Source organism: Lunatimonas sp. (genome assembly GCF_020832325.1).
Lineage (GTDB): Bacteria > Bacteroidota > Bacteroidia > Cytophagales > Cyclobacteriaceae > Lunatimonas.
The window spans coordinates 103,506-126,452 of record NZ_JAFIEU010000013.1; the positions used below are offsets into that span (position 1 = coordinate 103,506).

At 47.2% G+C, this 22,947-nt stretch carries 17 protein-coding genes; 10 read left to right on the top strand and 7 right to left on the bottom strand.

The window, feature by feature from the left end:
* Positions 1-5 precede the first annotated feature (5 nt).
* A complete protein-coding gene (locus tag JJU34_RS04680; RefSeq protein WP_228691163.1) occupies positions 6-419 on the top strand; it encodes a gamma-glutamylcyclotransferase family protein in 414 nt (137 codons plus the stop codon).
* 17 nt (positions 420-436) lie between these two features.
* On the opposite strand, the gene JJU34_RS04685 is transcribed toward JJU34_RS04680, so the two are convergent.
* The gene (locus tag JJU34_RS04685) at positions 437-1,759 is read right to left on the bottom strand and encodes a S41 family peptidase (protein WP_228691164.1); all 1,323 of its coding nucleotides are present in this window, start codon (positions 1,757-1,759) and stop codon (positions 437-439) included.
* Positions 1,760-1,945: 186 nt separating this feature from the next.
* Between JJU34_RS04685 and JJU34_RS04690 the strand changes: the two genes are divergently transcribed.
* The 4 genes from JJU34_RS04690 (at position 1,946) to JJU34_RS04705 (ending at position 6,950) form a co-directional block, all read left to right on the top strand.
* A complete protein-coding gene (locus JJU34_RS04690) occupies positions 1,946-2,602 on the top strand; it encodes a TetR family transcriptional regulator C-terminal domain-containing protein (RefSeq protein WP_228691165.1) in 657 nt (218 codons plus the stop codon).
* 2 nt (positions 2,603-2,604) lie between these two features.
* The gene (locus JJU34_RS04695; RefSeq protein WP_228691166.1) at positions 2,605-3,924 is read left to right on the top strand and encodes an AarF/UbiB family protein; all 1,320 of its coding nucleotides are present in this window, start codon (positions 2,605-2,607) and stop codon (positions 3,922-3,924) included.
* A gap of 185 nt (positions 3,925-4,109) precedes the next feature.
* Positions 4,110-5,306, top strand: coding sequence for a hypothetical protein (locus tag JJU34_RS04700; RefSeq protein WP_228691167.1), 1,197 nt, complete (start codon positions 4,110-4,112; stop codon positions 5,304-5,306).
* Between the two features lie 6 nt (positions 5,307-5,312).
* Positions 5,313-6,950 carry a hypothetical protein gene (locus tag JJU34_RS04705; protein ID WP_228691168.1) on the top strand — a complete coding sequence of 546 codons (1,638 nt, stop codon included), beginning with the start codon at positions 5,313-5,315 and terminating at the stop codon, positions 6,948-6,950.
* 11 nt (positions 6,951-6,961) lie between these two features.
* On the opposite strand, the gene JJU34_RS04710 is transcribed toward JJU34_RS04705, so the two are convergent.
* Positions 6,962-8,029, bottom strand: coding sequence for a serine hydrolase domain-containing protein (locus JJU34_RS04710; RefSeq protein WP_228691169.1), 1,068 nt, complete (start codon positions 8,027-8,029; stop codon positions 6,962-6,964).
* 340 nt (positions 8,030-8,369) lie between these two features.
* Here JJU34_RS04710 and JJU34_RS04715 point away from each other — a divergent pair, with 340 nt between their 5' ends.
* The 3 genes from JJU34_RS04715 to xylA are packed head-to-tail and all read left to right on the top strand — an operon-like array spanning position 8,370 to position 12,878.
* A complete protein-coding gene (locus JJU34_RS04715) occupies positions 8,370-10,013 on the top strand; it encodes a sodium/sugar symporter (RefSeq protein ID WP_228691170.1) in 1,644 nt (547 codons plus the stop codon).
* A 19-nt stretch (positions 10,014-10,032) separates the two neighbouring features.
* Positions 10,033-11,520, top strand: coding sequence for an FGGY family carbohydrate kinase (locus JJU34_RS04720; RefSeq protein WP_228691171.1), 1,488 nt, complete (start codon positions 10,033-10,035; stop codon positions 11,518-11,520).
* A 44-nt stretch (positions 11,521-11,564) separates the two neighbouring features.
* Positions 11,565-12,878 carry a xylose isomerase gene (gene xylA / locus JJU34_RS04725; protein WP_228691172.1) on the top strand — a complete coding sequence of 438 codons (1,314 nt, stop codon included), beginning with the start codon at positions 11,565-11,567 and terminating at the stop codon, positions 12,876-12,878.
* Positions 12,879-13,070: 192 nt separating this feature from the next.
* Here the strand turns inward: xylA and JJU34_RS04730 are convergent, their stop codons facing one another.
* From JJU34_RS04730 to JJU34_RS04740, 3 genes are all read right to left on the bottom strand, one after another.
* Positions 13,071-14,438: an amidohydrolase family protein gene (locus JJU34_RS04730; protein ID WP_228691173.1), complete on the bottom strand. Its 1,368-nt coding sequence runs from the start codon at positions 14,436-14,438 to the stop codon at positions 13,071-13,073.
* A 13-nt stretch (positions 14,439-14,451) separates the two neighbouring features.
* Positions 14,452-15,441 carry an NAD(P)H-quinone oxidoreductase gene (locus JJU34_RS04735; RefSeq protein ID WP_228691174.1) on the bottom strand — a complete coding sequence of 330 codons (990 nt, stop codon included), beginning with the start codon at positions 15,439-15,441 and terminating at the stop codon, positions 14,452-14,454.
* Between the two features lie 122 nt (positions 15,442-15,563).
* Positions 15,564-16,364, bottom strand: coding sequence for a universal stress protein (locus JJU34_RS04740; protein ID WP_228691175.1), 801 nt, complete (start codon positions 16,362-16,364; stop codon positions 15,564-15,566).
* 115 nt (positions 16,365-16,479) lie between these two features.
* Here JJU34_RS04740 and JJU34_RS04745 point away from each other — a divergent pair, with 115 nt between their 5' ends.
* Positions 16,480-16,992: an acyl-CoA thioesterase gene (locus JJU34_RS04745; protein ID WP_228691252.1), complete on the top strand. Its 513-nt coding sequence runs from the start codon at positions 16,480-16,482 to the stop codon at positions 16,990-16,992.
* Positions 16,993-17,110: 118 nt separating this feature from the next.
* Here the strand turns inward: JJU34_RS04745 and JJU34_RS04750 are convergent, their stop codons facing one another.
* Complete coding sequence (locus JJU34_RS04750; protein ID WP_228691176.1) at positions 17,111-19,327, bottom strand: DUF4954 family protein; 2,217 nt, start codon at positions 19,325-19,327, stop codon at positions 17,111-17,113.
* Between the two features lie 45 nt (positions 19,328-19,372).
* Entirely contained in the window at positions 19,373-21,211 is a 1,839-nt protein-coding gene (gene glmS, locus JJU34_RS04755; RefSeq protein ID WP_228691177.1) for a glutamine--fructose-6-phosphate transaminase (isomerizing), read from the bottom strand.
* Between the two features lie 510 nt (positions 21,212-21,721).
* On the opposite strand from glmS, the gene JJU34_RS04760 reads away from it, so the two are divergent.
* Positions 21,722-22,888: a dicarboxylate/amino acid:cation symporter gene (locus JJU34_RS04760; protein WP_228691178.1), complete on the top strand. Its 1,167-nt coding sequence runs from the start codon at positions 21,722-21,724 to the stop codon at positions 22,886-22,888.
* The last annotated feature ends 59 nt before the right edge of the window (positions 22,889-22,947 follow it).

Here is a 22,947-nt window from a genome sequence, read left to right on the forward strand (position 1 = left end):
GTCAGATGGATTGTCTGTTCGTATATGGAACGCTTCGAAGCGGCTACGGGCACCCATTGGGGGTGGTTCTGGAGACAGAGGCCAAATTTTTGGGGGTAGGATACGTACATGGATACCTATACGATTTAGGCGAATACCCGGGTATTAGGCTCGATCCCACTACCGAAAACCGGGTCATTGGAGAAGTTTACCAATTGGATTATCCAGATCAAATGTTTCCTGAGTTTGATTATTACGAGGGAGTTTCGGAGATATATAGTCCCGAGTTTCCCTACCGGCGGGTTAAAGGAACAGTTTTTATAGAAAATGAACCGTATCCATATGTGTGGATGTACGAATATCACGGAGATACGGCAGATTTACCTCAAATTATGCATGGAGATTACCTGGTTTTTCTAAAGGATCGAAAATCCAAGTAAGAGGCGTTTTGGGTGTTTTAATAGGCCGGGAATTCCTTTAGCAGCCCAGAGAAGTTGTCAATCATGGCCCATCCGTGGTCTTTGTAGGTCTGTCGTGCTTGCGGGCCCACAGTACCAAATTGAATGTAATTTACGGCTGCCCGAAGTCGTGGATCATTTTGATCTCCCCAATTTTTAGAGATATCGTCACCTGCTAAAAAATCAACCGGGAAACCATCGTAATACTCCGCCTTTCCGTTAGCGTTGGCTATTGCAAAGGTTACCGGCACCAATTCAACGTCGTTGGCAGCCAGGGTGTTGTTATATCGGGAAAGTGGAAAGGACCCCACTGGCTTGCCGTAGGTGTTTTCACCGATAATTACCGTTTCCATGTAAGGCTCTAAGCAATTAATAATTAACTCACTTGCGGAGGCAGAGCCACGAGAAGTGATAAAAATCAGCCTATCTAGCTCTAGGTTGCCAGTCTTTTTAAACTCATAGGTTTCGTTAAAGTTGGATTTATCGCTATTCAGGGCATTGGTGTACATAAGCTTGCCATCATGGACACTCGGAATAAGAGCATTCATGATCTGTTCAGCCACATTCACCGAGCCACCCCCGTTGTACCGAAGATCGATGATCAACTCTTTGATTTGACCCTCTTCAAAGTAGTTTAGTGCTTGTTCCACCTCGGTACTTTTGGTGGGGGTAACGCCCGGACTGGCCCGGAAACTATTGTATACCCAGTATCCCACCCGTTTGTCGTCGACCTTAAATACCTCCCTGTGGAGCACCGAGTTGGTCTGGTAATCAGATTTTCCGATGGTACGTGTTGTTTCGCTTCCATCTGGAAGCCTTAGCGTAAACGTGTTTTGAATGTCAGATGTATTTGGGCCAAGTTGTAGGTTGTAGCCATTCCCCGATCGGTAAGTGGATATGGGTCGACCATTAACGGCGATCACTTCCCATCCTCGTTGCCAGCCATCCTTTCCGGCTGGAGATGCCTCGTAGACGAAGGAAACATACAAATTATCATCTGTGCCAATCCCTATCCCGAATCCGTGCCCGGCCTGTTGACCCGTAAATGCCCTATTGAACTCGCTCGGGGTCGTGATATACGACCACCTATCCAACTGGCTGTACACGAGCCCCCGCAACAGCCCCTCGTACGAGCTGTATTGTTGTACGTTTACACCGGTAGGGATGAAATCGTTCCAAAAATACCATTCATTCATGCTGGCATAGATTGCTTCTTTTACCCGCTTGATTCGAACCTCAGGAACTTCCTCGTCTTCCGTACAGGAAACGAGAGCCACTAGTCCAAGGAGAAGAAATAGGAAGGAGTATTTACGGGCAAACATACGGGTATTGCGATGATCTGTGTAATTAACGTAGAAAGGGTGCCAAATGGTTTTCTGATTCGAAAAACAGTTCAACATTCGGAGAAATAAGTGATGTGTACAGCATCGGAAAATTATTCTACGTAATTTAAAAACCTACTGCTACGTTATTTTGTTAGCATAGCAGTTACAAAACTACAAAAAGGAATGACCGAGACGAAAAAAAATCAAACGGATAAAAAACAGCAAATCCTGGATGAATATATCAATTACGTGTTGGAAAATGGAAAAGAGCCTGCTTCGATCTTTAAGTTTGCCAAGGCGTTGAAGATGAAGGAAGCAGATTTTTATCAGTATTTCACCTCTTTCGAGGCAATCAAAGAGGCTGTATGGGAAATATTGTTTGACCAAACCCTGCAGGAATTACAAGGCCAAGAAGTGTACCCTAGCTATTCGGCCAGGGAAAAACTGCTCGGTTTCTTTTTTACGTGGATTGAAGAGTTGAAGAAGCGTAGAAGCTACTTGTTGAGCGTGTACAAGGGGGGAATGAAGCAGCGAAATGCATTTGTACCTGAGATGAAGGTATTTAAGGAGAAGTTCAAGTCCTTTGCGAAGGATGTGGTGATGGAGGGAAAGGAAACAGAAGAAATTGCTGACAGACCATTTATCACGGACCGATACGACGAGGCATTGTGGCTACAGGTGATGTTTGTGTTCCAATACTGGCTGAAGGATACTTCTCCTGCTTTTGAAAAAACCGATGCAGCTGTGGAGAAATCCGTAAACCTAGCTTTTGACCTAATGGGCAAAAGCGCTGTGGACAGCTTCTTGGATTTTGCCAAATTTTTATACCAATCCAAATAACCATGACCAATACCCTGAAAGAGCAGAGCAGTATTCCGGTTTCTAAAGTACAACGCGCAGCTAAGTTTATCAAAACCGGCGCGAAAGTAGGCGGGAATTACATGAAGCATTACGCCCAGAAGGTGGTTAATCCATCCCTGACCAAGGACCGATTGCATCAAAACAATGCCGAGGATATCTACGATTCGTTGAGTGAACTAAAGGGTTCCGCTCTGAAAGTCGCTCAGATGATGGCCATGGATAAAAATATGCTTCCTACGGCCTACCAAGACAAGTTTACCATGGCGCAGTATAGCGCACCGCCTTTGTCGTACCCCTTGGTGGTAAAAACCTTTAAGCAATATTTCGACCAAGCGCCGGATCAACTGTTTGACAGTTTTACCAGTTCTGCGGTAAATGCAGCGTCCATTGGTCAGGTGCATAAGGCAAAAAAAGGAGAACAGGAGTTCGCAGTAAAAATTCAGTACCCTGGCGTGGCGTCCAGCGTGCGCTCTGATCTGAAATTGGTACGTCCCTTTGCGTTGAGGCTCTTGAATATGAATGAGAGGGAATTGGACCATTACATGGAGGAAGTGGAGGAAAAGCTGCTCGAAGAGACCGATTACGAGTTGGAGATGCGTCGGGGAACGGAAATCGCTGCTGCTTGTGGACACATACCTCATTTAGCATTCCCAAAATATTACCAGGAACTTAGCAGTGTCCGCATCATTGCGATGGATTGGATGGAGGGGCTTCATATCAAGGAGTGGCTTCAAACCAATCCAACGCAGCAACAGAAAAATCAGGTGGGGCAAGCCATGTGGGATTTTTACCACCATCAGGTGCACGAGATGCAGCAGGTGCACGCAGATCCTCACCCAGGTAACTTTATCATTCAGCCAGATGGGCGTTTGGCGATTATTGACTTTGGATGCGTCAAAGTGATTCCACCGGATTTTTATCGAGGCTACTTCTCCTTAATCAAGAAAGACCTGTTACTTAATCAGCAAGAGTTAGATCAGGTGTTTTTGGACTTGGAGTTTATCTCCGGAAAGGATACGCTGGAGGAGCAGGCGTATTTCAAGGCCATTTTCAGGGAGATGATTCATTTGCTGGGCAAACCCTTTCACGTGGACCGATTTGACTTTGCCGACAACGGCTATTTTCAGGAGATTTTCAAACTGGGTGACCGGATTTCAAACGATAACATGTTCCGGAAATCCAAGCAGGCTCGAGGATCCAAGCATGGACTGTATGTCAATCGGACGTACTTTGGTCTCTATAACTTGCTCAATCAGTTGCAGGCCGAAGTAGATACTACCAAGCCGGATTGGCTCAAGTAATAGGTGCTTTAGTGGTTTCTTGTAGTTAATTGGTAAAAACAGCGGATTATGGTATCAAAGCCTAATCCGCTGTTTTTTTATTTGGAGGGGTAGCCTTATCTTTCTGCTGACTCGTATTAACTTCGGAGCTTCATGGCCTCTTTGATACGATTGATTTTCTACAAATATTGAATTGAACTGTAATTATGCCTCAGACGATTACGATGTCCGCTTCCGCGGTCAAGACCGAATCAGTGGTTCAGATAACCCCAATCCCTACCTATGTTTATGCATCGGTATTTGCCAGTCTATGTATTGCGGTAGGTTTGCTGTGGGATATTTCTTGGCACATGAGTGTGGGTAGAGATGGTTTGTTTTCACCTCCCCATTTGTCCATGTATCTCGGCGCAGTTATTGCCGGCGTTTTTTCCGGTGTCAAGGTTCTGAAAACCAGTTTTTTTTCGTCAAAAGAGGAGCAGCGGGGGAGTATTCCATTTTGGGGCATCTTTAGGGGTTCACTCGGAGCTCTTTTTTGCATATGGGGCGCATTTGCGATGCTTACCTCCGCACCATTTGATGATTGGTGGCACAACACCTATGGATTGGATGTAAAAATTCTGTCTCCTCCCCATTTGGTCTTAGGTTTGGGGATGATGATGATACAGTTTGGTGCGATGGTCAGTGTCCTTTCCGTTCAGAATAATCTTCGGGGAGAGGTTTCAAGGAAAACACAGACCCACCTCAAATGGCTTTTTGCTTTGTCCGCTGGATTTGTATTGGTGATGGTTTATACGATCATTTCTGAATTTTTCTTTGTCAATCGGCTCCATGGCGCTACTGCCTATCAGGTTGCCGCGGTGATCTTTCCCCTGTTGATCATACCGGTGGCTTATGCGTCACCTTTCCGTTGGGGGGGTACTGTGATGGCATTGGCCTACACCTTTCTGATGGCCGCAATGGTCTGGATATTACCGTTGTTTCCGGCAGAACCTAAATTAAGTCCGATTTACAACCACATCACCCATTTTCAGCCGTATCATTTTCCGTTACTGCTGATTTTTCCAGCCATTGGGATTGACTTAGCCATTCGCAGGTGGCGTACCCTCAACCGATGGGTATTGGCGGCCGTGTTAGGTTTGGTGTTTTTAGCGGTTTTTGTGCCAGTGCAATGGTATTTTGCTGATTTTTTGAACACCGAAGTAGCGAGAGGATGGTTTTTTGGTAGGTCTTCATGGCCCTATAGCAGTTCCCCGGATTGGGCTTACCGATATGTTTTTCACCCAAACTATGTGTCTTCGGGAATGGATTTGGTAAAAGGTCTGGGTATAGCCGGATTATTGGGTTTGGTTAGTGCGCGGGTTGCGCTGGCTTGGGGTAGTTGGATGGAGCAAGTAAAACGGTAGCAGCGCATGAAACAGGCTTGGTATTGGAGATTAATTTGGGTATTCGTGTTGGTAGCGAACAGTGGACACGTGGGCAGCCCGGGGGTTGTCTATGAAGGGTTTTTGGGAAACCACCGGATGTTGGCGCATGTGGAGCCTCCCGATGTCATACCGGGTATTGCGGTAGTTACGGTGATTTTGCCCGAGAATCCCGCCGGTGTCTCGCTGGAGGCTAAGCCGGTTTATTGGTCGGTAGGATTGGATGGAACGCCCACCTCAGACCCCTTACAAGCAGTTAAAGGAGAACCAGGCAAGTACCAACTCGATCTCTGGTTTATGGGTTCTGGTGCTTCCAGTGTGCAGTTGACCATGGAGGATGGGGGCCAGCACTACGAGGCGACCATTCCGATCTTAGCCATGCCGACCGCACAGAAGGATATGCCCTTAGGTCTGGGGATCGTTTTATCTGTCTTGGGACTGTTTTTGGTAGTATTGATGGTGACCATTGTTATGGCAGCAGTTGGAGAGAGCCTGCTTCCTGCAGGAGACGTTAATCCCGTTTCATCCAAGAGGAGGTGGGTGGGCCTTTTGGTAGGAACCTTCACTATGTTACTGATTCTTTGGGGAGGTAAAGTGTGGTGGGAAAGTGAAGCTGACAAATATCAGCGGAATATTTACAAGCCAATTCAGGGGGAAGCGCAGCTGGTGTCTGAGGGTGAGGGAATGTTTTTAGATCTGACGGTTGATCTGAAGGAATTACAGAATGGGGGGGTCTCCCGCAAAATGAGCTATCTGATTCCCGATCATGGTAAGCTCATGCATTTGTTTTTGATCAAAAAAGGGGGGCTGGACGTATTTGCCCACCTGCATCCAGAGCGGTTGGATTCCTTGCATTTTCGAACGCCACTTCCTGACCTGCCGCCTGGTGAATACCATGTATTTGCAGATATTACCCGTTTCACCGGGTTTGCAGAAACCATCGTGGCGGATTTGTATGTGCCGGAGGAGCAGCGTGTGAGATTTGCATCCCAGCGCAACGGTCTCGGCCGTGACGATTCTTTTTTGATAACCAATACCATTTTTTCGGCTTCAGGAACATTGGACAGTGATTTCATGCTTTGTGGAACTCCGGGTATTCGCGTGGGGTTGGGGGATGGATTCGAGGCGATTTGGGAGTCCTATGTAGAGAAGTATGAATCGGGCAGATTGCATACCCTTACCTTTGCCTTGTTTGACCCGGATGGGAATGCAGCGGTGCTAGAGCCCTATTTGGGTATGATGGGACATGCTGTGGTAATGAAGCACGATGGATCAGTGTACATTCATTTGCACCCCACGGGCAATTACTCCATGGGAGCACAGGAGATGATGGTGGAGCGGTTTAAATCCCGGAAACAGGGCTTCCGTGGAATACCCTCAGGGATGACGTTTATGGATAGTGTAGATCAGGTGGTGGCATGGCTGGAAGGGCTTCCTGAATTAGAACGGGATAGTCTGTTAATGGGGAATATGGTTCACTGGTCGCCAGAAAGTCCCGATCACGAAGATCATCAACTTGTTAGTTTTCCCTACGCATTTCCGGAGCCTGGTTCCTATCGGATTTGGGTTCAGGTTAAGATAGAGGGAGAAGTCAGGCAGGCGGCCTTTGATGTGGAGGTTTCCTGACTGGCGATCGACTAGGGGAGAGACTTCGCTAACTTCCAAACCAGTGTTCTGGCTATTTCAGGCTGTTGAAACAAATTGGTCGTGCCGGTGAAAAACAGTTTCTTTTCGCAGTGATACAATGCAAAAGCACCCGTGCTGGAAGACATCCCCAGTAGCGGTGCTTCTTGGCTAAAGAGATTAAAGAAACGCTTTTGGCTATATTGCTCCAAGCCTATACCTCTGCTGATTGCCCCGGATACGGGGATCCACTGTCTGGTAAGTTCGGTATATTCGGGTGGAAACAAATGTCCGTGAAAGTAGGCACGGATGAAGGTCATGTGGTCGCTTGCGCAGCTAACCATGCTGCCCGCATATCCCAAACAGCTCATTATCTGCGGGAGGGATAGTTTCTTTTGATTATGGTAAAAATTACTGGGTGTCCGGTCGTGGTGGTCGGTGTACAGATAGGTTTGCATGAAACCCAATGGACGGTGCTGCAACTCCAGCAGAACGGCTTCTAGCGATCTCCCCGTTATCTTCTCAATAAGTAGCTGGCTGAGCAGTGTATTGGTGAACGAGTAGGTGGATTTTTTGGTCTTCAGCGGAGAAAACAGAGGTTTCATGCTGCCGACTCCTTTCAGGTATGCCTCTAGGGGAATAATTGCGTCCATGCCCGCCATCATCAGCTCGCGTAATGAGGCTTTTTTGTCCGGCCTGGCATCCAATAGATCCGGAAGTCCTGAGGTGTGGTTAAGGAGATGCCCAACCGTAATCTGCTGAAAAATCCGGTCCTTCGGCCAGGGATTGATAGCCACCTGCAAGGACTCCGGCAAATAGTTACGCAACGGGTCATTGAAAGCTACTTTGCCCCGAGCTTTTAGTTTTAATAGGATGGCGGCAAAGTGCATTTCCGATAACTCTCCCAAAAAATAGGGCTGGGTAGGTTTTCCGGAACCAGATGAAGCGGTCCACAAAAAATCGTTGCCCATGTCTCCATGAATCTGTACTACAGCCTCTTTAAGTGCATTTTCGGTGACAAACTGTCTCCAGGTCTTTCCCAGTGATGCCTCTATTGCGTTCTCTACCTTCGTGAATCCCATGTAGTGATACGTTTCAATATGAAATATACTAAATGTGGGTTACAAATCAATGTAAGGTGCATAGGTTCATCATTTCTTTATATGAAAGGCTGTGTTGTTCTGATAGGGTGCCGAAAGTACGTGTCATTGCGATGTTTGGCGCTATAGGGATGCCCACAAGTTGGTGTCACAGCGGCGAAAATATCACGTATTAGAAGACAACTATTTCCCATTGCGCGTCATTACTTTTCGGAATTCCTATTTCAGTAAACGCTTATTTCATTATATTGCAGGCCGTATTTTCACGCTGCAAACGTTTGTTTTGTCAATAGTGTAAACCCATAAACATTTTAAACCATTCATGAACTTTACCTCATTAGACCTAACCATCTTCATTGGATATTGTCTTCTGATTATTTTGATGGGCTATTTTGTATCCCGTGAGAAAAAAGGACACGTCAAAAATTCCAATGATTATTTCCTCGCATCCAAGGCACTTCCCTGGTGGGCGGTGGGAGCTTCCCTGATCGCTTCAAACATTTCCGCAGAGCAATTTATTGGCATGTCTGGCTCGGGCTATGCCTTGGGCTTGGCGATTTCCACCTATGAATGGATGGCTGCGGCTACCTTGATCATTGTGGCGATTTTCTTTCTTCCCATTTATCTGAAGGAAGGAATTAGCACCATGCCTCAGTTTCTACTCAAACGCTATGACAGCCGTGTGCGTACCACTATGGCTATTTTTTGGTTGCTGGTGTATGTCTTTGTAAATCTCACTTCGGTGTTGTACCTGGGAGCTTTGAGTTTGAATACCATCCTGGGTGTTCCTCTGGGTTATGGCATTGCCGGTTTAGCCGTTTTTGCCATGCTCTATTCCATTTACGGGGGATTGAAAGCGGTAGCATGGACAGATGTCATTCAGGTGTTTTTCCTAGTGGCGGGTGGTCTGGCCACAACCTATTTGGCACTTAGTATTGTTGGCGATGGAGATGTTTGGGGTGGGTTTACATCCTTGGTGAAGGAAGCTCCCAAGCATTTTAAGATGATTATTTTCGAGGGAGAGATGATGATTCCTGATGGGGCCGGGGGTGAGAGGGATGCTTATCTGGATTTACCGGGGTTAAGTGTATTGATTGGCGGCATGTGGGTAGTAAATCTAAACTATTGGGGATTCAACCAATACATCACGCAGCGAGCCTTGGCAGCCAAATCCTTGAATGAAGCGCAAAAAGGGATGGTTTTTGCTGGTTTTCTGAAACTGTTGATGCCTTTGATCGTCGTTATCCCCGGAATTGCGGCTTATGTGATCGTGCGGGAGGGTCTAGATACCTCCTTTATTCAGTCAATGACGGATCCCGAGGCGGGAATCATCAAATCGGACCGAGCCTATCCCACCTTGCTGCAACTGTTGCCGACGGGGCTGAAGGGCTTGGCGTTTGCGGCATTGACAGCAGCGATCGTTTCTTCTCTGGCTTCCATGGCTAATAGTACCTCGACTATCTTCACTTTAGATATCTACAAGAACTTCTTCGATACCAAAGCAAGTGAAAAGAAGCAGGTGCGTGTGGGAAGAATTACAGCCATTGCAGCCTTTTTCCTTGCGGCCTTGGTGGCGCCCGCCCTAAGGCAGTTGGATCAGGCGTTTCAATACATTCAGGAATACACCGGTTTTGTGTCTCCGGGCGTTTTTGCGATATTTATATTTGGGTTTTTCTGGAAAAAAACCACCTCCAATGCTGCACTTACTGCTGCTGCGCTGACCATTCCACTTTCTACGCTGTTTAAGTTTATGGCACCTGGATTGCCGTTTATTGACCGCATGGGGGTGGTATTCTTGATTATTTCAGCCGTGATTATTGGAGTGAGTTTGTACGAAGGAAAAGGCAAAGACCATCCCAATGGCATTGAGATTACACCAGATCTGTTTAAGACCAGTACCAAGTTTAAGATAGGGGCTATATTGATTGCGGGAATCCTTGCAGCCCTTTATACCGTTTTTTGGTAAGTAAAATGAATCTTTTATTATGAGAGAATTATTGATTGGATACGATATTGGCAGCTCGTCGGTAAAGACAACCTTATTGGATGCCCGGACGGGTAGGGTGGTGGCTTCTGCTACGCGCCCGGGGGAAGAAATGGTTATTGAGTCCCCTCAGGTAGGCTGGGCAGAACAGGATCCGGCTACGTGGTGGACATACATACAGGAGACTACCCACCTCATTCGTCAGGAGGCAGCAATCAAAGCGGGAGAGGTCCTTGGAATTGGTATTTCCTACCAAATGCATGGCTTGGTGATGCTAGACAAGCAACGGCAAGTAATCCGTCCTTCCATCATTTGGTGCGATAGTCGCGCCGTAGGGATTGGTAACAAGGCTTTTCAGGAGATGGGTGAATCCTATTGTTTGGAGCATTTGCTAAATTCGCCAGGGAATTTTACTGCCTCTAAGTTACGCTGGGTGAAGGAGAACGAGCCTTCGAATTTTGACCGGGTAGATAAGATCATGCTTCCCGGTGATTACATCGCGATGAAGCTGACCGGAGAGATACTCACCTCGGAAACAGGACTTTCGGAAGGGATCTTTTGGGATTTTCCACAAAATGGGGTGTCTCAGACCCTGATGGATCATTATGGACTTCCCTCATCGGTACTCCCAGAGGCGGTTCCGTCATTTAGTCACCAAGGGAACCTGAGTTCTTCGGCATCGGAGTTGCTTGGATTGGAGTCAGGGATTCCGGTGACGTATCGTGCCGGTGACCAGCCCAACAATGCTTTTTCCTTAAACGTACTAGAGGAGGGTGAATTGGCCACTACCGCCGGTACCTCGGGCACCGTCTATGGAGTGAGTACCCGTCCGGTTTACGATCCGGCCAGTAGGGTAAACACCTTTGTACACGTAAACCATCAACAAGAAGATCCCCGCTACGGCGTATTACTCTGCGTGAACGGCACGGGAATCTTGAATAGTTGGATCAAACGCCTTATCGGAGGTAATACAATCAGCTACAATCAAATGAACGACCTAGCCGCAGACGTGCCTATTGGTTCCGAGGGCCTTAGCTTTATTCCTTTTGGAAACGGAGCGGAGCGGATCATGCAAAACAGACAGATAGATGCACACTTGCAGGGGCTAAATCTGCTGAAGCACGATAAGCGCCACGTTTTACGGGCTGGGCAAGAGGGAATCGTCAGTGCATTGACCTTCGGCTTCCATATCATGAAGGAAATGGGCCTAAACTTGAAGACAGTAAAAGCCGGAAAGGCCAACATGTTTCTAAGTCCTGTTTTCCGAGAGGCATTTGTCAACATGAATCAGGTAGTGCTGGAACTGTACAACACAGATGGGGCCCAGGGTGCCGCTAGAGGTGCGGGGATTGGCGCAGGGTATTACGCCAGCGCGAAGGAGGCCTTTGTTGGTCTGGAAAAGGTGTCCGATCTCGAGCCTCAGGCAGATTTGATAGATGCCTATGGGGAGGCCTATCGGGTATGGGAACAGCGTCTTCAAAAACTGTAAACTTATTTAAACCTAAACGATAAACGAACAAAACAATTTGTAACATGTCAAAAACCTATTTTCCAAACATCGAGAAAATCAAGTATGAGGGAAAGGATTCCAAAAACCTTCTATCTTTTAAATATTACGATGAAAACCGAGTGATAGGAGGGAAAACCATGAAGGAACATTTCCGGTTTGCCATTGCCTACTGGCATTCCTTCTGTGGTACAGGAAACGATCCCTTCGGTCCAGGAACCATCGTCAGGGAATGGGATAAAGCCGAGGATGCCGTACAACGTGCCAAAGACAAAATGGATGCTGCATTTGAATTCATCGGTAAGATCGGTGCACCGTTTTATTGCTTCCATGACGTTGACCTGATCGATGAGGGAGAGACCATAGCGGAATACGAGCGCCGCATGCAGATGATCACCGACTATGCATTGGAAAAGCAAAAAGAAACCGGCATTAAGTTACTGTGGGGGACGGCGAACGTTTTTAGTAACCCTCGGTATATGAACGGTGCGGCCACCAATCCGGATTTTGAGGTGGTGACAAGAGCTGCTACGCAGGTGAAAAACTCCATCGATGCCACCATCAAACTAGGTGGTGAAAATTACGTCTTCTGGGGTGGTCGGGAAGGTTATATGTCTTTGCTGAACACCGATATGAAACGCGAAACCGAGCATCTAGCGCAGTTTTTGACAATGGCTCGGGACTATGCCCGAAAGCAGGGATTCAAAGGGACCTTTTTGATCGAGCCCAAGCCCATGGAGCCTACTAAGCACCAGTACGATTACGATGCGGCAACGGTGATCGGATTCCTTCGCCACTTTGGATTGGACAAAGATTTTAAGTTAAACCTGGAGGTAAATCACGCGACACTTGCCGGACACACCTTTCAGCACGAGCTTCAGGTGGCACAGGATGCAGGCCTCTTAGGTAGTATAGATGCCAACCGTGGAGACTATCAGAATGGTTGGGATACGGATCAATTTGCGATCAACCTCCAAGAGCTTACGGAATCTATGTTGGTCCTCCTTCAGGGTGAGGGATTCACTACCGGTGGAGTGAATTTTGACGCCAAGATTCGAAGGAATTCCACCGACTTGGAAGATCTGTTCCATGCACACGTCGGCAGTATGGATGCCTTCGCACGCAGTTTGATCATTGCGAACGATATCATGGAAAAATCTCCTTACCTAGAGATGAGGAAATCCCGCTATGCATCTTTCGATGCCGGCAAAGGCAAGGACTTCGAAGAGGGTAAACTTTCCTTGGAAGATCTCCGCAGCATTGCACTGGAAGTTGGAGAGCCTAAGCAAATCAGTGGAAAGCAAGAGGTATACGAAAATATCCTCAATCAATATATTTGACAGTAGAATCGATTTGGCCAGGTGGGGAGCTAATTCAGGCCTCTACGCTGATTTCATTTTAGAAAAAAGTCCGGTCTCCTCTTAGGTACCGGACTTTTTTTAGATAGTCAAGTAGGGCGGAATGCGCAGAAGGTCTCTATGCTAGAAATTTTGTAGCCAGTTGGGTCCGGGAGTTAGCCCGGGTTTCCTGTGCTAGCGGTATTTTTCAGCAATCTGATCTAGCTTGTTGTTTATAGTGGATTTGTCCAACCAAATGCCTCTGGCCATCACGCCCTCGGGGTTTTGGAGATGCTTGAGATTGTCCAAAGGATTTTTCTCAGTCAGAATAAGGTCTGCCTCCATCCCTTCTTTTATTTCGCCAAAGTTTCCTTCAAAGAACAGAGCCGGGTTTATGGTTCCAATTTGCAAGGCTTCTAGGGCACTTAGGCCCGCATCCAGCATGCCCTGCAACTCGTGATGAATGGAAAATCCTGGTACGTTAAATACTTGTGGTGCATCGGAACCCAGCAGTAGGCCCTGTCCATTTTCGTGGAGAGATTTTATGAGTTTGTAGCGGATTTCGTTGAATCGATTCCATTTGTCCGCCTCGTACTCTCCGGATTCAGTCAGATCTTTTTTGCTCTTGGTCCAGGCTGCACGGGTATCCGGGCTCATGTATTTCATTTCAGGTTCTTCCGCAAGTTGCTCAGCGGGAGTCGGGGAGAACCAGCGGTCGAAAAGGGCTTGCGTAGGTACTACCCATACCTTGTTTTCCTTGCTCAGCGCTACCAGTTCTCCGATCTTGTCTGTATCCGCCAAATCGGTGAAATTGTACCCAAAAAAGCCGTTCTCAATCGGGTTTACTCCCGCCTCTTCCGGCACCAGCCCCTCCAGGAAACCATCCACGTGGTCAATGGTCTGGTACCTGTTTTTCAACGCATGCCTCACCCGAACCAAGTTGGATACGTGTCCAGCATAGGGGATGCCTTTTTCGTTGGCTGTTCGTACGATTTCATCAAAAACATGCAGCCGTATACCTGGGTGAAGCTTCAGAAAGTCGTACCCTTCATCGGCATAGCTACTTACTTTGGATCGTGCCTCTTCCGGAGTCCTCACGGTGGTGCCGTTTAGGGATGGACTGGATGTATAGATCCTCGGGCTGGTAATTTCCCTATTTTTGGCCTTTTCCCGTAGCTCCAAGTGTACGGGGTTGCCAAGCATGCCCCGTATTGTAGTTACACCGTTGGAGAGGTAGAGAAAGAGCGTCTCATCAATCAATGGATCATCCCACTCCAACGACGGAATGTGTGCGTGCATTTCTGCTAGACCGGGCAGTAGAAATTTTCCCTTGGCAGGAATGACCGTTGCCTCTGTCCAATCAAATTCGGTATTTCCATCCAATATCTGGGTTATTTGGTCTTCCTCTATTACCACATGCTTCACAGACACACTCCCATCTTGGATATCAATGACATTTGCCTGCTCGAACACATATGAATTGGCTGCCAATTCGACTTTTTCTATGGAAGGAGCGCAGGAAGCGGTCCAAAACAAGGCAAGTAAGCAACATAGATTTCTCATAATTTGTGGGTTATTAGATTGTAGATTGGATTTCTAAGAGGATCTTGCCCATGTGATCCGAACGTTCCATCAGTTCATGCGCCGCCGCCGCCTCTGCTAGCGGAAAGGTCTGGTAGATACAGGGCTTTATCTCATCCGGGAAAAAGGGCCATACCTTTGACATCAATGCTCTGGCTATTTGTCCTTTGTAGGCAGGGGTCTGGGGTCGCAGCGTGGACCCCGTCAGCGTCAGCCGTTTTTTCATCACCTGAATGAGGTCTACGGATCCCATGCGCCCCTTCATGGCATTGATGATTATCAACCGCCCTCCATGCGCGAGTAGGTTGATATTTGACTCGGTATAGGCAGCACCGACCATGTCCAGTACGATGTCTACTCCCTTGCCGTCGGTATATTGAGTAAGTACTTTTTCAAAGTCATCCTTGCGGTAATTTATCGCTAAATCAGCGCCCAGTTTCCGGCAAAATGAACATTTTTCCTCACTTCCAGCAGTCACGAATACGGTACCACCCAACGCCTTAACCATCTGTATGGCAGAGGTTCCAATACCACTGCTGCCCCCGTGTACTAGAACTCGCTCACCTTTTGAAAACTTTCCAATGTCAAATACATTGTTCCAAACGGTGAAGAATGTTTCCGGGAGGGAAGCCGCCTCTTGTAAGCTAACTCCTTCGGGGATAATCAAACATTGTTCCTCGGGTGCTATTACAAACTCGGCGTATCCACCGCCCGCAAGCAGCGCGCAAACCTGGTCACCGACCTCCCAGAGTTTTACGTTATTTCCCACTGCCACGATGGTGCCGGACACTTCCAGCCCGGGAATGTCAGCAGGGGCATCCGGTGGTGCCGGATAGTTGCCTTTACGCTGAGACACATCGGGCCTGTTTACGCCCGCCGCTGCCACCTGAATCAACACATCCTGGGGCCCGGGTTGGGGGATTTCCCTTTCCTTCAGATGTAAGACGTCGGGACCACCTGGCTGGCTAATGCAAATCGCTTTCATATGTGTCAAATGGGTTTTCAGTGGTCATATGGAATCCCTGCCTACCGGCAACCATGCGTGTGACGGCTACGCCATGCTCGATTTCATATGTATGTAATTGGCTTCATTCCTGTTTGTGGCGATTATTTTACTACTAAGAGCGGTACATGGGTGTGGTATGCGAATGCGACACTCTGACTTTTATTAAATAGAAATTCAAAAAAGGTCTTATTTTTTGAAAGCATGACCATTAGGGTGTCGTTTTGATCTTTTAGATAGTTCTGTGCACCCGTATCATAGTCAGGAGAAGCAATCTTTACAAAATCAAATTCGTCGTCCGGGTAGGTGTCTCTCAGATGAACCTGCAAGCCTTTGAAGGAAAGCTCTTTGTTAAAGTCTTCATTTTGAGACACATGTAAAATGGTGTAAGGTAGGTCCCAGTTTTCGGTCAGGTCGGTTACTTTTTTGAGTAATTTCTCGTCCTCATTGGAGAGTTCTACCGATACGGTGATAGACTTTACCGATTCAAATCGGGCGCCTGCTGGGACTGCTATCACGGGTACTTGGCTTTCCTTTATCACCGTAGCCGTATTGGACCCGATAAGTGCTTTTTTGATTCCGCTGGCCCCTTGGGTTCCCATGATGATCAGGTCGTAATCACCGGAAAGAACTGTTGCGTTGATGCTGGTGGAAATGGTTCCCTGTACAATTTTGTAGTCGATGTACAGCGGATCTGCATTGGCGTTTATTTCTTCCCGAAGGGCCTTGTTGGCATCTTCCTCGATAGCTGCGACGATCTCTTCCGCTTGTGCGGCAAAGTCGTATACAGCGTAATAAGCATACAACAACGTAATGGATGCATCATGGAGCAGCGCATATTTTTTCGCAAAATCCAGCGCGTTTTTGGCGTTTTCCGATAGATCTGTTGGAACCAGAATTTTCATGACCTTTGAGGGTTAATGTGCGTAAAACGTCAATTTAAACAATAATCCAGAAAGTAACCATGATATAAATCATATATCTTTGCAGCTATTGTTAATCCTCAAAAAAATCCAAGGCATGTTTGAATTCGATCCGGAAAGACATTATCCAAAGGAAACAGAGAGCAGGGTGGTCATTCGGTTTCAAGATTGCGACCCGCTTCAGCACCTCAATAACGCCAAGTACTTCGATTATTTCTTCAATGCCAGGGAAGACCAGGTTCCCAAGTTATACGGTGTGGAGATGATCGATTTTATTCGGAAATACAAGGCAGCGTGGGTTATCTACAACCACAATATCTCCTATATACGCCCGGCAAAAGTAGGCGAATGGGTACGGATCATGAGCAGGGTGGTATGGTACGACCATCAGACCGTTGTGGTGGAATATTACATGACCGATGACAGTAAAGAAGAGCTTAAGACGCTAATGTGGACCACCATGCGTTATGTAACCATGGTGGACGGTAGGTCCACTCCTCACGAAGGCGCCGTGGCAGACTTTTTGAAAGCCGTCGTCGACCCCATCGAGTATGGTCAGATAAGTATCAAGGAACGTATTCGGGAGATTAAACAGCATCTGACCAAGTAACTATGGCCAAATTAGGTAGCTGATTTTTAATTAATTTTGTTCCAGTTTGCGTGGTGATCCTGCAAAAAAACCAGACCACTTAGCTGAATTGGCGACTATTAGATCCGGTTTAATATTTTTAGGAATGCACTGTTTTTTTAAGGGCCGTTTCCACTTTATCCACAAACGCCTTACATTCGCGCTGTTCCTGCTGAATAAAGCCATTGTCCTCCAAGGACCCTAAAATCAAGTCCCGCTCCTCCATGCTATCGTACACCATGTTTCTGAACCGGTTTTGGTAGTCCTTTTGTCGGGAAAGATAGGTCTGCTCAGATAGCCACCGTCGGGTATCCACGGACTCCCTCAATACCTGTTCCCACTCCCTTTGGCCAAAATCCTCTCTAATCACCTGGCGCGCTTCGAACAGGGACTGAAGACCGTGGGCACATTTCCAGGTGGGATAGGACAACGAAGCTGCTGTGTATAGCGCATGAACCTCCGGCCAGGTAGATACTTGTGGAGACTTGACCTCATCGATTAGTTCGGATAGGATTGCCGCTGGCATCAATTGACCCCCTACATTCTTCCACTGCCATTTCCCAAAAGTGTTTGGCAGTAGTTGTTTGACATTCTCCCAGTATTGGAATTCGTTGATCTCCGGGCATCCAATAGCGCACTGCACCGCGTGGAAAGCAATCATCCGGTGAAAAATGTGCCATGCATCCGGAACTTTCGTCAGCTCTATCTGCCGTTTGCTGTTTTCCCAGCCATCTACGGTGACAACTAACTCCTGGATACGGGGATCCTTCGCTTTTAGTAGTTGCCTTCCCAGATCCCCCGCATGTTGGAACACATAGCTTCGAGCATCCAAATCTGCAATTAAAAAGGCTTTGCCAACTGCCATCTCAAGCGTTGGAATCGCATCGACCATTTCTTGCACACTGTCCGGCGCGAGGTACTCGAATTCCAACCATTGGGTTTTTTCAATTCGCTTATCCCGTTCACGGTATTTCCACGCATTTCTAGCCAGAGCGTAGAGATTGTATTTAAACCAATAGGCTGGCATTACCTGAACCCGGTTTAGGTGAACCTGATGACTGATTAGCGAAAAGGGGAGGGGTATATCCAATTCTGCGGGGTAGTCCCCTTTGGCGAGGATGTTGAAGGTCGCAAATCGGGAGTTGTGCTTCACACTGACGCAGAGACCCGGCCAGAAGCCACGCCCGGCAACCAACTCCCCATCCGCTCCCCGGGAGTTGTGGTTAGAACCCACCGTGGCTCCCGCGGCCATGTTTGATTGACCTTGTAAAAGAGATGCGCATAAAAAGGAATTGTTGTGGTGCTGTTCGTGGCTCGGAAAAATGAGGGAGTTAAGCACTTCGCAACAGGAAATGGTAGAATTGTTGCCCAAATAGGAGTTGATAAGGCGGGCACCGTATTTCAGCTGACTGTGTGAAGCCATCGCAAAACGCACGGCCTTTACCCCATAGAAAACCCTACATCCCTCGCTGATGATTCCGTTTACCAATTCACAGCCTTCACCAATTTGGGAAGAGGCTTCCGCATGGGAGTGTATCGTTAGATTTTTCAGTTTGTTGGCCCCTTTGATATAGGCGTCTGAGCCAATCCAGACATCCTTGATGATTAGGCAGTTTTTGATGATGCAGCGATCGCCCACCTTTCCATAATAACCCCTGCGCGTGTCAAAGCTGTTTTGAGTGATTTGGACCAATTTGTCTTGCAGAACGCGGTCTGTCCGGAACCTGGACCAGATCCACGCATCCCCCGGCAGCATGCCGCTGAATGGGATCACTTTTCGGCCCCCATTTTCATTGCAAAGCTCTAGCCAGATACGGATAGCGGGATCTTCTCCCTCCTTGACGATCCCGTTTCCAAATTTTGCATAGTTGGTGGTGGACATCTCGTTTACATTTACCAAAATAACTTCGTTGCCCAAGATGTAATGGGAGAGGTAGTGTACATTGTCGATGACCACGTTATCACCCAAGTCACAACTGATGATGGTGCTGTTATAAATACCTACCGGCATACGCAGGTTATGGTATTCGAGGTAGCAGGGTTCCAATTTCCCGATACGAACCAATCCGAAAAACTTGCAGTTTTTGACGAGTTCTGGATTAAACTCATCTGAAACCAGTAGCTTGTTCCAGTCATCCGATTGATTTCTGTTGCGTACCAGGATTTCTATTTCCATGGCATTCAACTGTCGGTAAGCAATGCCGCTTCTATTTTGAATGTTTCGCAGGTAGTACTCGTCCTTTCCCTCGGGTATGAACGCCTCCGGAATAAATTGATAGCCTAAGCTTTGTATGGGAGATCTTTTGATCAAGTTCATGAGATATCGGTTTTGAAATAGGTGGATGAAAAGCGCAAGGGAGAGCTATTCGACTGTTACTGACTTTGCCAAGTTACGCGGTTTGTCCACATCCAAACCCTTTGCATTTCCGATATAGTAAGCCAATAGTTGCAGCGGAATGACAGTCAACAGCGGAGCGATGAGTTCGTCAGCTGCGGGCACCGGAAGGGTTTCATCTGCAAGGAAGGCAAAGGCATCATCACCTTCTGAGATTACTGCAATCACCTTGCCTTTACGGGCTTTGATCTCCTGTGCGTTGCTTAAGATTTTTTCGTGGTAGGCATCTTTGGTGGCCACAAAAACGACGGGGAGGGTTTCCTCAACCAGCGCGATGGGTCCGTGTTTCATCTCCGCAGCGGGGTAGCCCTCCGCATGAATATAGGAGATTTCTTTCAGTTTTAGGGCTCCTTCCAGCGCTATGGGAAAGTTGTAGCCCCGGCCTAAATAGAGAAAATCTCTTGCATCTTTGTACCGTTCGGCGGTCTTTTGTATTCTTTCTTTGGATTCCAAGATCGTCTCGATCTTACCGGGAACTGCATCTAACTCCCCGATGAGGTGGAGGTAGCGTTTTTGATCGATGGTACCTTTGGCGTAGGCAACCTTGATGGCTATCATCATGAGAACGGCCAACTGCGCGGTGAACGCCTTGGTGGAAGCCACACCGATCTCCGGACCTGCATGGGTGTAGGCTCCGGCGTTGGACATACGGGAAATGCTGGACCCAACCACGTTGACTACACCAAAGAGGAAGGCTCCGTGTTTTTTTGCCATGTCCATCGCTACGAGCGTATCGGCTGTTTCTCCGCTTTGAGAAATGGCAAGTATAATATCACCCTCCCGGACCACCGGGTTGCGGTACCGAAACTCAGAAGCATATTCCACCTCAACGGGAATCCTACAGAGCTCTTCAAAAACATATTCTGCTACTAATCCTGCATGCCAAGAGGTCCCGCATGCAAGCATGATGATTCGGCTTGCGTTGGTTAGTTTATCCAGGTGAGGATCTACACCACCCATGGTAATCGTTCCTTCCTTGGCGTCCAGTCTGCCCCGAAGGCAATCAAAGACCGTGGTAGGCTGTTCAAAAATCTCCTTGAGCATGAAATGTTCAAACCCACCTTTTTCAATAGCCGCCAATTCCATATCCAACTGAGTAATAAAAGGGGTCACCTTGTCATTACCCAAGTTTTTCAAGATCAGCTCGTCGGGTTTTACAATCGCCATTTCGTAGTCGTTTATATAGACTACTTCTTTGGTGTATTCGATAATTGGAGAAGCATCGGAGGCCAAGAAATGTTCCCCTTTTCCGATTCCGATGACCAAAGGACTTCCTTTTCTGGCGGCAATCAGCGTTCCAGGGTCCTCTTCATTGAGCAAGATAATCACATAGGCACCCACTACACGCCGTAGTGCAATGCGAACGGCCTCTTCCAGGGATTCACTCTGATGGTTGTAAATATCTTCAATAAACTTCAATAGGACCTCCGTGTCGGTGTCGCTTTCAAAGGAATAGCCTTTGTTTACCAACTCTCGTTTCAGCGATGCGAAGTTTTCGATGATGCCGTTGTGAACCAAGGCCAACTTACCATTTGATGAGCGATGGGGGTGTGCGTTTCGATCAGAAGGTTCCCCGTGCGTAGCCCAACGTGTGTGGCCGATTCCCGATTGAGCATTTAGGGGTTTTCCGATCAGGGATTCTTCCAATTGGCTGACTTTTCCCTTTTTTTTATGTACCGCTATGCCGGCCTCTTCAGACAGTGCAACTCCAGCGCTGTCATAGCCACGGTATTCCAATCGTTTTAGCCCTTTTAAAATGACGGGGTAAGCTTCCCGTGGCCCAGTGTATGCGACAATTCCACACATAATGAATTCCGAATAAAATTCTATAAAATTGAAAAGTTTTAAATCAGCCGAAAAATTACCAATAAAAAAACGCAATTCACAAAATCATCGGCGGTGAGTCGGTTTGCCGAGGAGGTTGTGATTGTTTGAATTTTGGTAAAATTTAGGCTTTACGATTGTTGAATTTCAAAAATTTTATAGATCTAATTTGATAATTGATAATTAAATCTCTTTTTCGTTGATAGGTTTAAATGACATTTTTGATACAGTTACTATGATGACGGATTTTTTCAACTTGAAATTAAGCTGAAAAAAATTTGAAATATTTTATTTTTAGAAGGTTGTTAGCGCTGTAAGCGGCCGGAATAGCCATAAAACTGACGGAGTTTTGACTTTAATTTACGCGAAAGTTTCAGCCGTATCGTTAAATTATTTTGTCCTTCAGGCCATGTGGTGGGGCATTCCGTGTAACTTAGCGGTCAGGTTGCAGGATTCGGTTTCCTGCTTTTTGATTCGAAATTTGAAACATTAATGACTCGTTTGTTTTCCAGTCTGCTATTTAAAGTGTTGGTAGCCATTATTTTGGGAATTGTGTTTGGAACCTACCTGCCCGAGTCCATTAACCGGGTATTTGCAACCTTCAACGCCCTCTTTGGGCAATTTTTAGGGTTTGCTATCCCATTGATTATTTTAGGTTTGATCATGCCTGCCATTGCCGACCTCGGTAGGGGTGCGGGTAAGATGCTCCTTTTTACCACGGGGATTGCGTATGGTTTCACCCTTTTTTCTGGATTTTCCACCTATGGGATAGCGTCTGCTGTATTTCCGCCCTTGCTGGAATCACATCTGAATACACCGGAAGTGATCACGGAACCCACGGCGGACTTGGCCTCTTATTTTTCAATTAAGATACCTCCTGTTATTGATGTCATGTCTGCCTTGGTACTGGCATTTATTATCGGTTTGGGTTTGTCTTTTCAGCAGGGGTCCAAGCTGAAGCCGGTAGTGGTGGATTTTCAGACGATTATCATGCGGTTGATTGAGCGAGTGATCGTCCCTTTATTACCACTGTTTATTCTCGGGATATTCGCCGAGATGGCATTTACGGGGAAGGTATTCGGTATCCTGACTGTTTTTTTGAGTATTGTGGGGGTGATCTTTGCGATGCATGTGCTCCTTTTGCTCCTTCAGTATCTAATAGCAGGCACTGTCGTAAGAAAGAATCCACTTCGATTGTTGGGGACGATGATGCCCGCGTACTTTACGGCGTTGGGTACCCAATCCTCAGCAGCAACCATTCCAGTCACGCTGGCACAAGCGGAGAAGCTGGGTGTTTCCGAAAAGGTTGCCGGATTTGTTATTCCGCTGTGTGCGACCATACACCTTTCGGGCAGTATCATGAAGATTACGGCGTGTGCACTTGCCTTGATGATTTTGGAGGGTATGCCTATCGGATTGGGTATCTTTGGAGGATTTATTCCGATGCTTGGCATTGCCATGGTGGCCGCCCCGGGCGTGCCAGGTGGTGCCATCATGGCAGCAATCGGTATGCTTCAGGCAATGCTTGGATTCAATGAGGAGATGGTCGGACTAATGATCGCGCTTTACATTGCGATGGATAGCTTTGGCACAGCGTGTAACGTCACAGGGGATGGGGCCATCGCCTTGTTGGTTGATCGGATTGCTGGTAAGGATTAAACCTTTCGACATTCAGAAAAAAGAGCAGGAGATTTGCTCTTTGCTCCTTGATGTTCACA

Bases quoted from the DNA above. Each gene is read 5' to 3' on its own strand.
- JJU34_RS04680 (WP_228691163.1), top strand. From the start codon at position 6: ATGGATTGTCTGTTCGTATATGGAACGCTTCGAAGCGGCTACGGGCAC.
- JJU34_RS04685 (WP_228691164.1), bottom strand. From the start codon at position 1,759: ATGTTTGCCCGTAAATACTCCTTCCTATTTCTTCTCCTTGGACTAGTG.
- JJU34_RS04690 (WP_228691165.1), top strand. From the start codon at position 1,946: ATGACCGAGACGAAAAAAAATCAAACGGATAAAAAACAGCAAATCCTG.
- JJU34_RS04695 (WP_228691166.1), top strand. From the start codon at position 2,605: ATGACCAATACCCTGAAAGAGCAGAGCAGTATTCCGGTTTCTAAAGTA.
- JJU34_RS04700 (WP_228691167.1), top strand. From the start codon at position 4,110: ATGCCTCAGACGATTACGATGTCCGCTTCCGCGGTCAAGACCGAATCA.
- JJU34_RS04705 (WP_228691168.1), top strand. From the start codon at position 5,313: ATGAAACAGGCTTGGTATTGGAGATTAATTTGGGTATTCGTGTTGGTA.
- JJU34_RS04710 (WP_228691169.1), bottom strand. From the start codon at position 8,029: ATGGGATTCACGAAGGTAGAGAACGCAATAGAGGCATCACTGGGAAAG.
- JJU34_RS04715 (WP_228691170.1), top strand. From the start codon at position 8,370: ATGAACTTTACCTCATTAGACCTAACCATCTTCATTGGATATTGTCTT.
- JJU34_RS04720 (WP_228691171.1), top strand. From the start codon at position 10,033: ATGAGAGAATTATTGATTGGATACGATATTGGCAGCTCGTCGGTAAAG.
- xylA (WP_228691172.1), top strand. From the start codon at position 11,565: ATGTCAAAAACCTATTTTCCAAACATCGAGAAAATCAAGTATGAGGGA.
- JJU34_RS04730 (WP_228691173.1), bottom strand. From the start codon at position 14,438: ATGAGAAATCTATGTTGCTTACTTGCCTTGTTTTGGACCGCTTCCTGC.
- JJU34_RS04735 (WP_228691174.1), bottom strand. From the start codon at position 15,441: ATGAAAGCGATTTGCATTAGCCAGCCAGGTGGTCCCGACGTCTTACAT.
- JJU34_RS04740 (WP_228691175.1), bottom strand. From the start codon at position 16,364: ATGAAAATTCTGGTTCCAACAGATCTATCGGAAAACGCCAAAAACGCG.
- JJU34_RS04745 (WP_228691252.1), top strand. From the start codon at position 16,480: ATGTTTGAATTCGATCCGGAAAGACATTATCCAAAGGAAACAGAGAGC.
- JJU34_RS04750 (WP_228691176.1), bottom strand. From the start codon at position 19,327: ATGAACTTGATCAAAAGATCTCCCATACAAAGCTTAGGCTATCAATTT.
- glmS (WP_228691177.1), bottom strand. From the start codon at position 21,211: ATGTGTGGAATTGTCGCATACACTGGGCCACGGGAAGCTTACCCCGTC.
- JJU34_RS04760 (WP_228691178.1), top strand. From the start codon at position 21,722: ATGACTCGTTTGTTTTCCAGTCTGCTATTTAAAGTGTTGGTAGCCATT.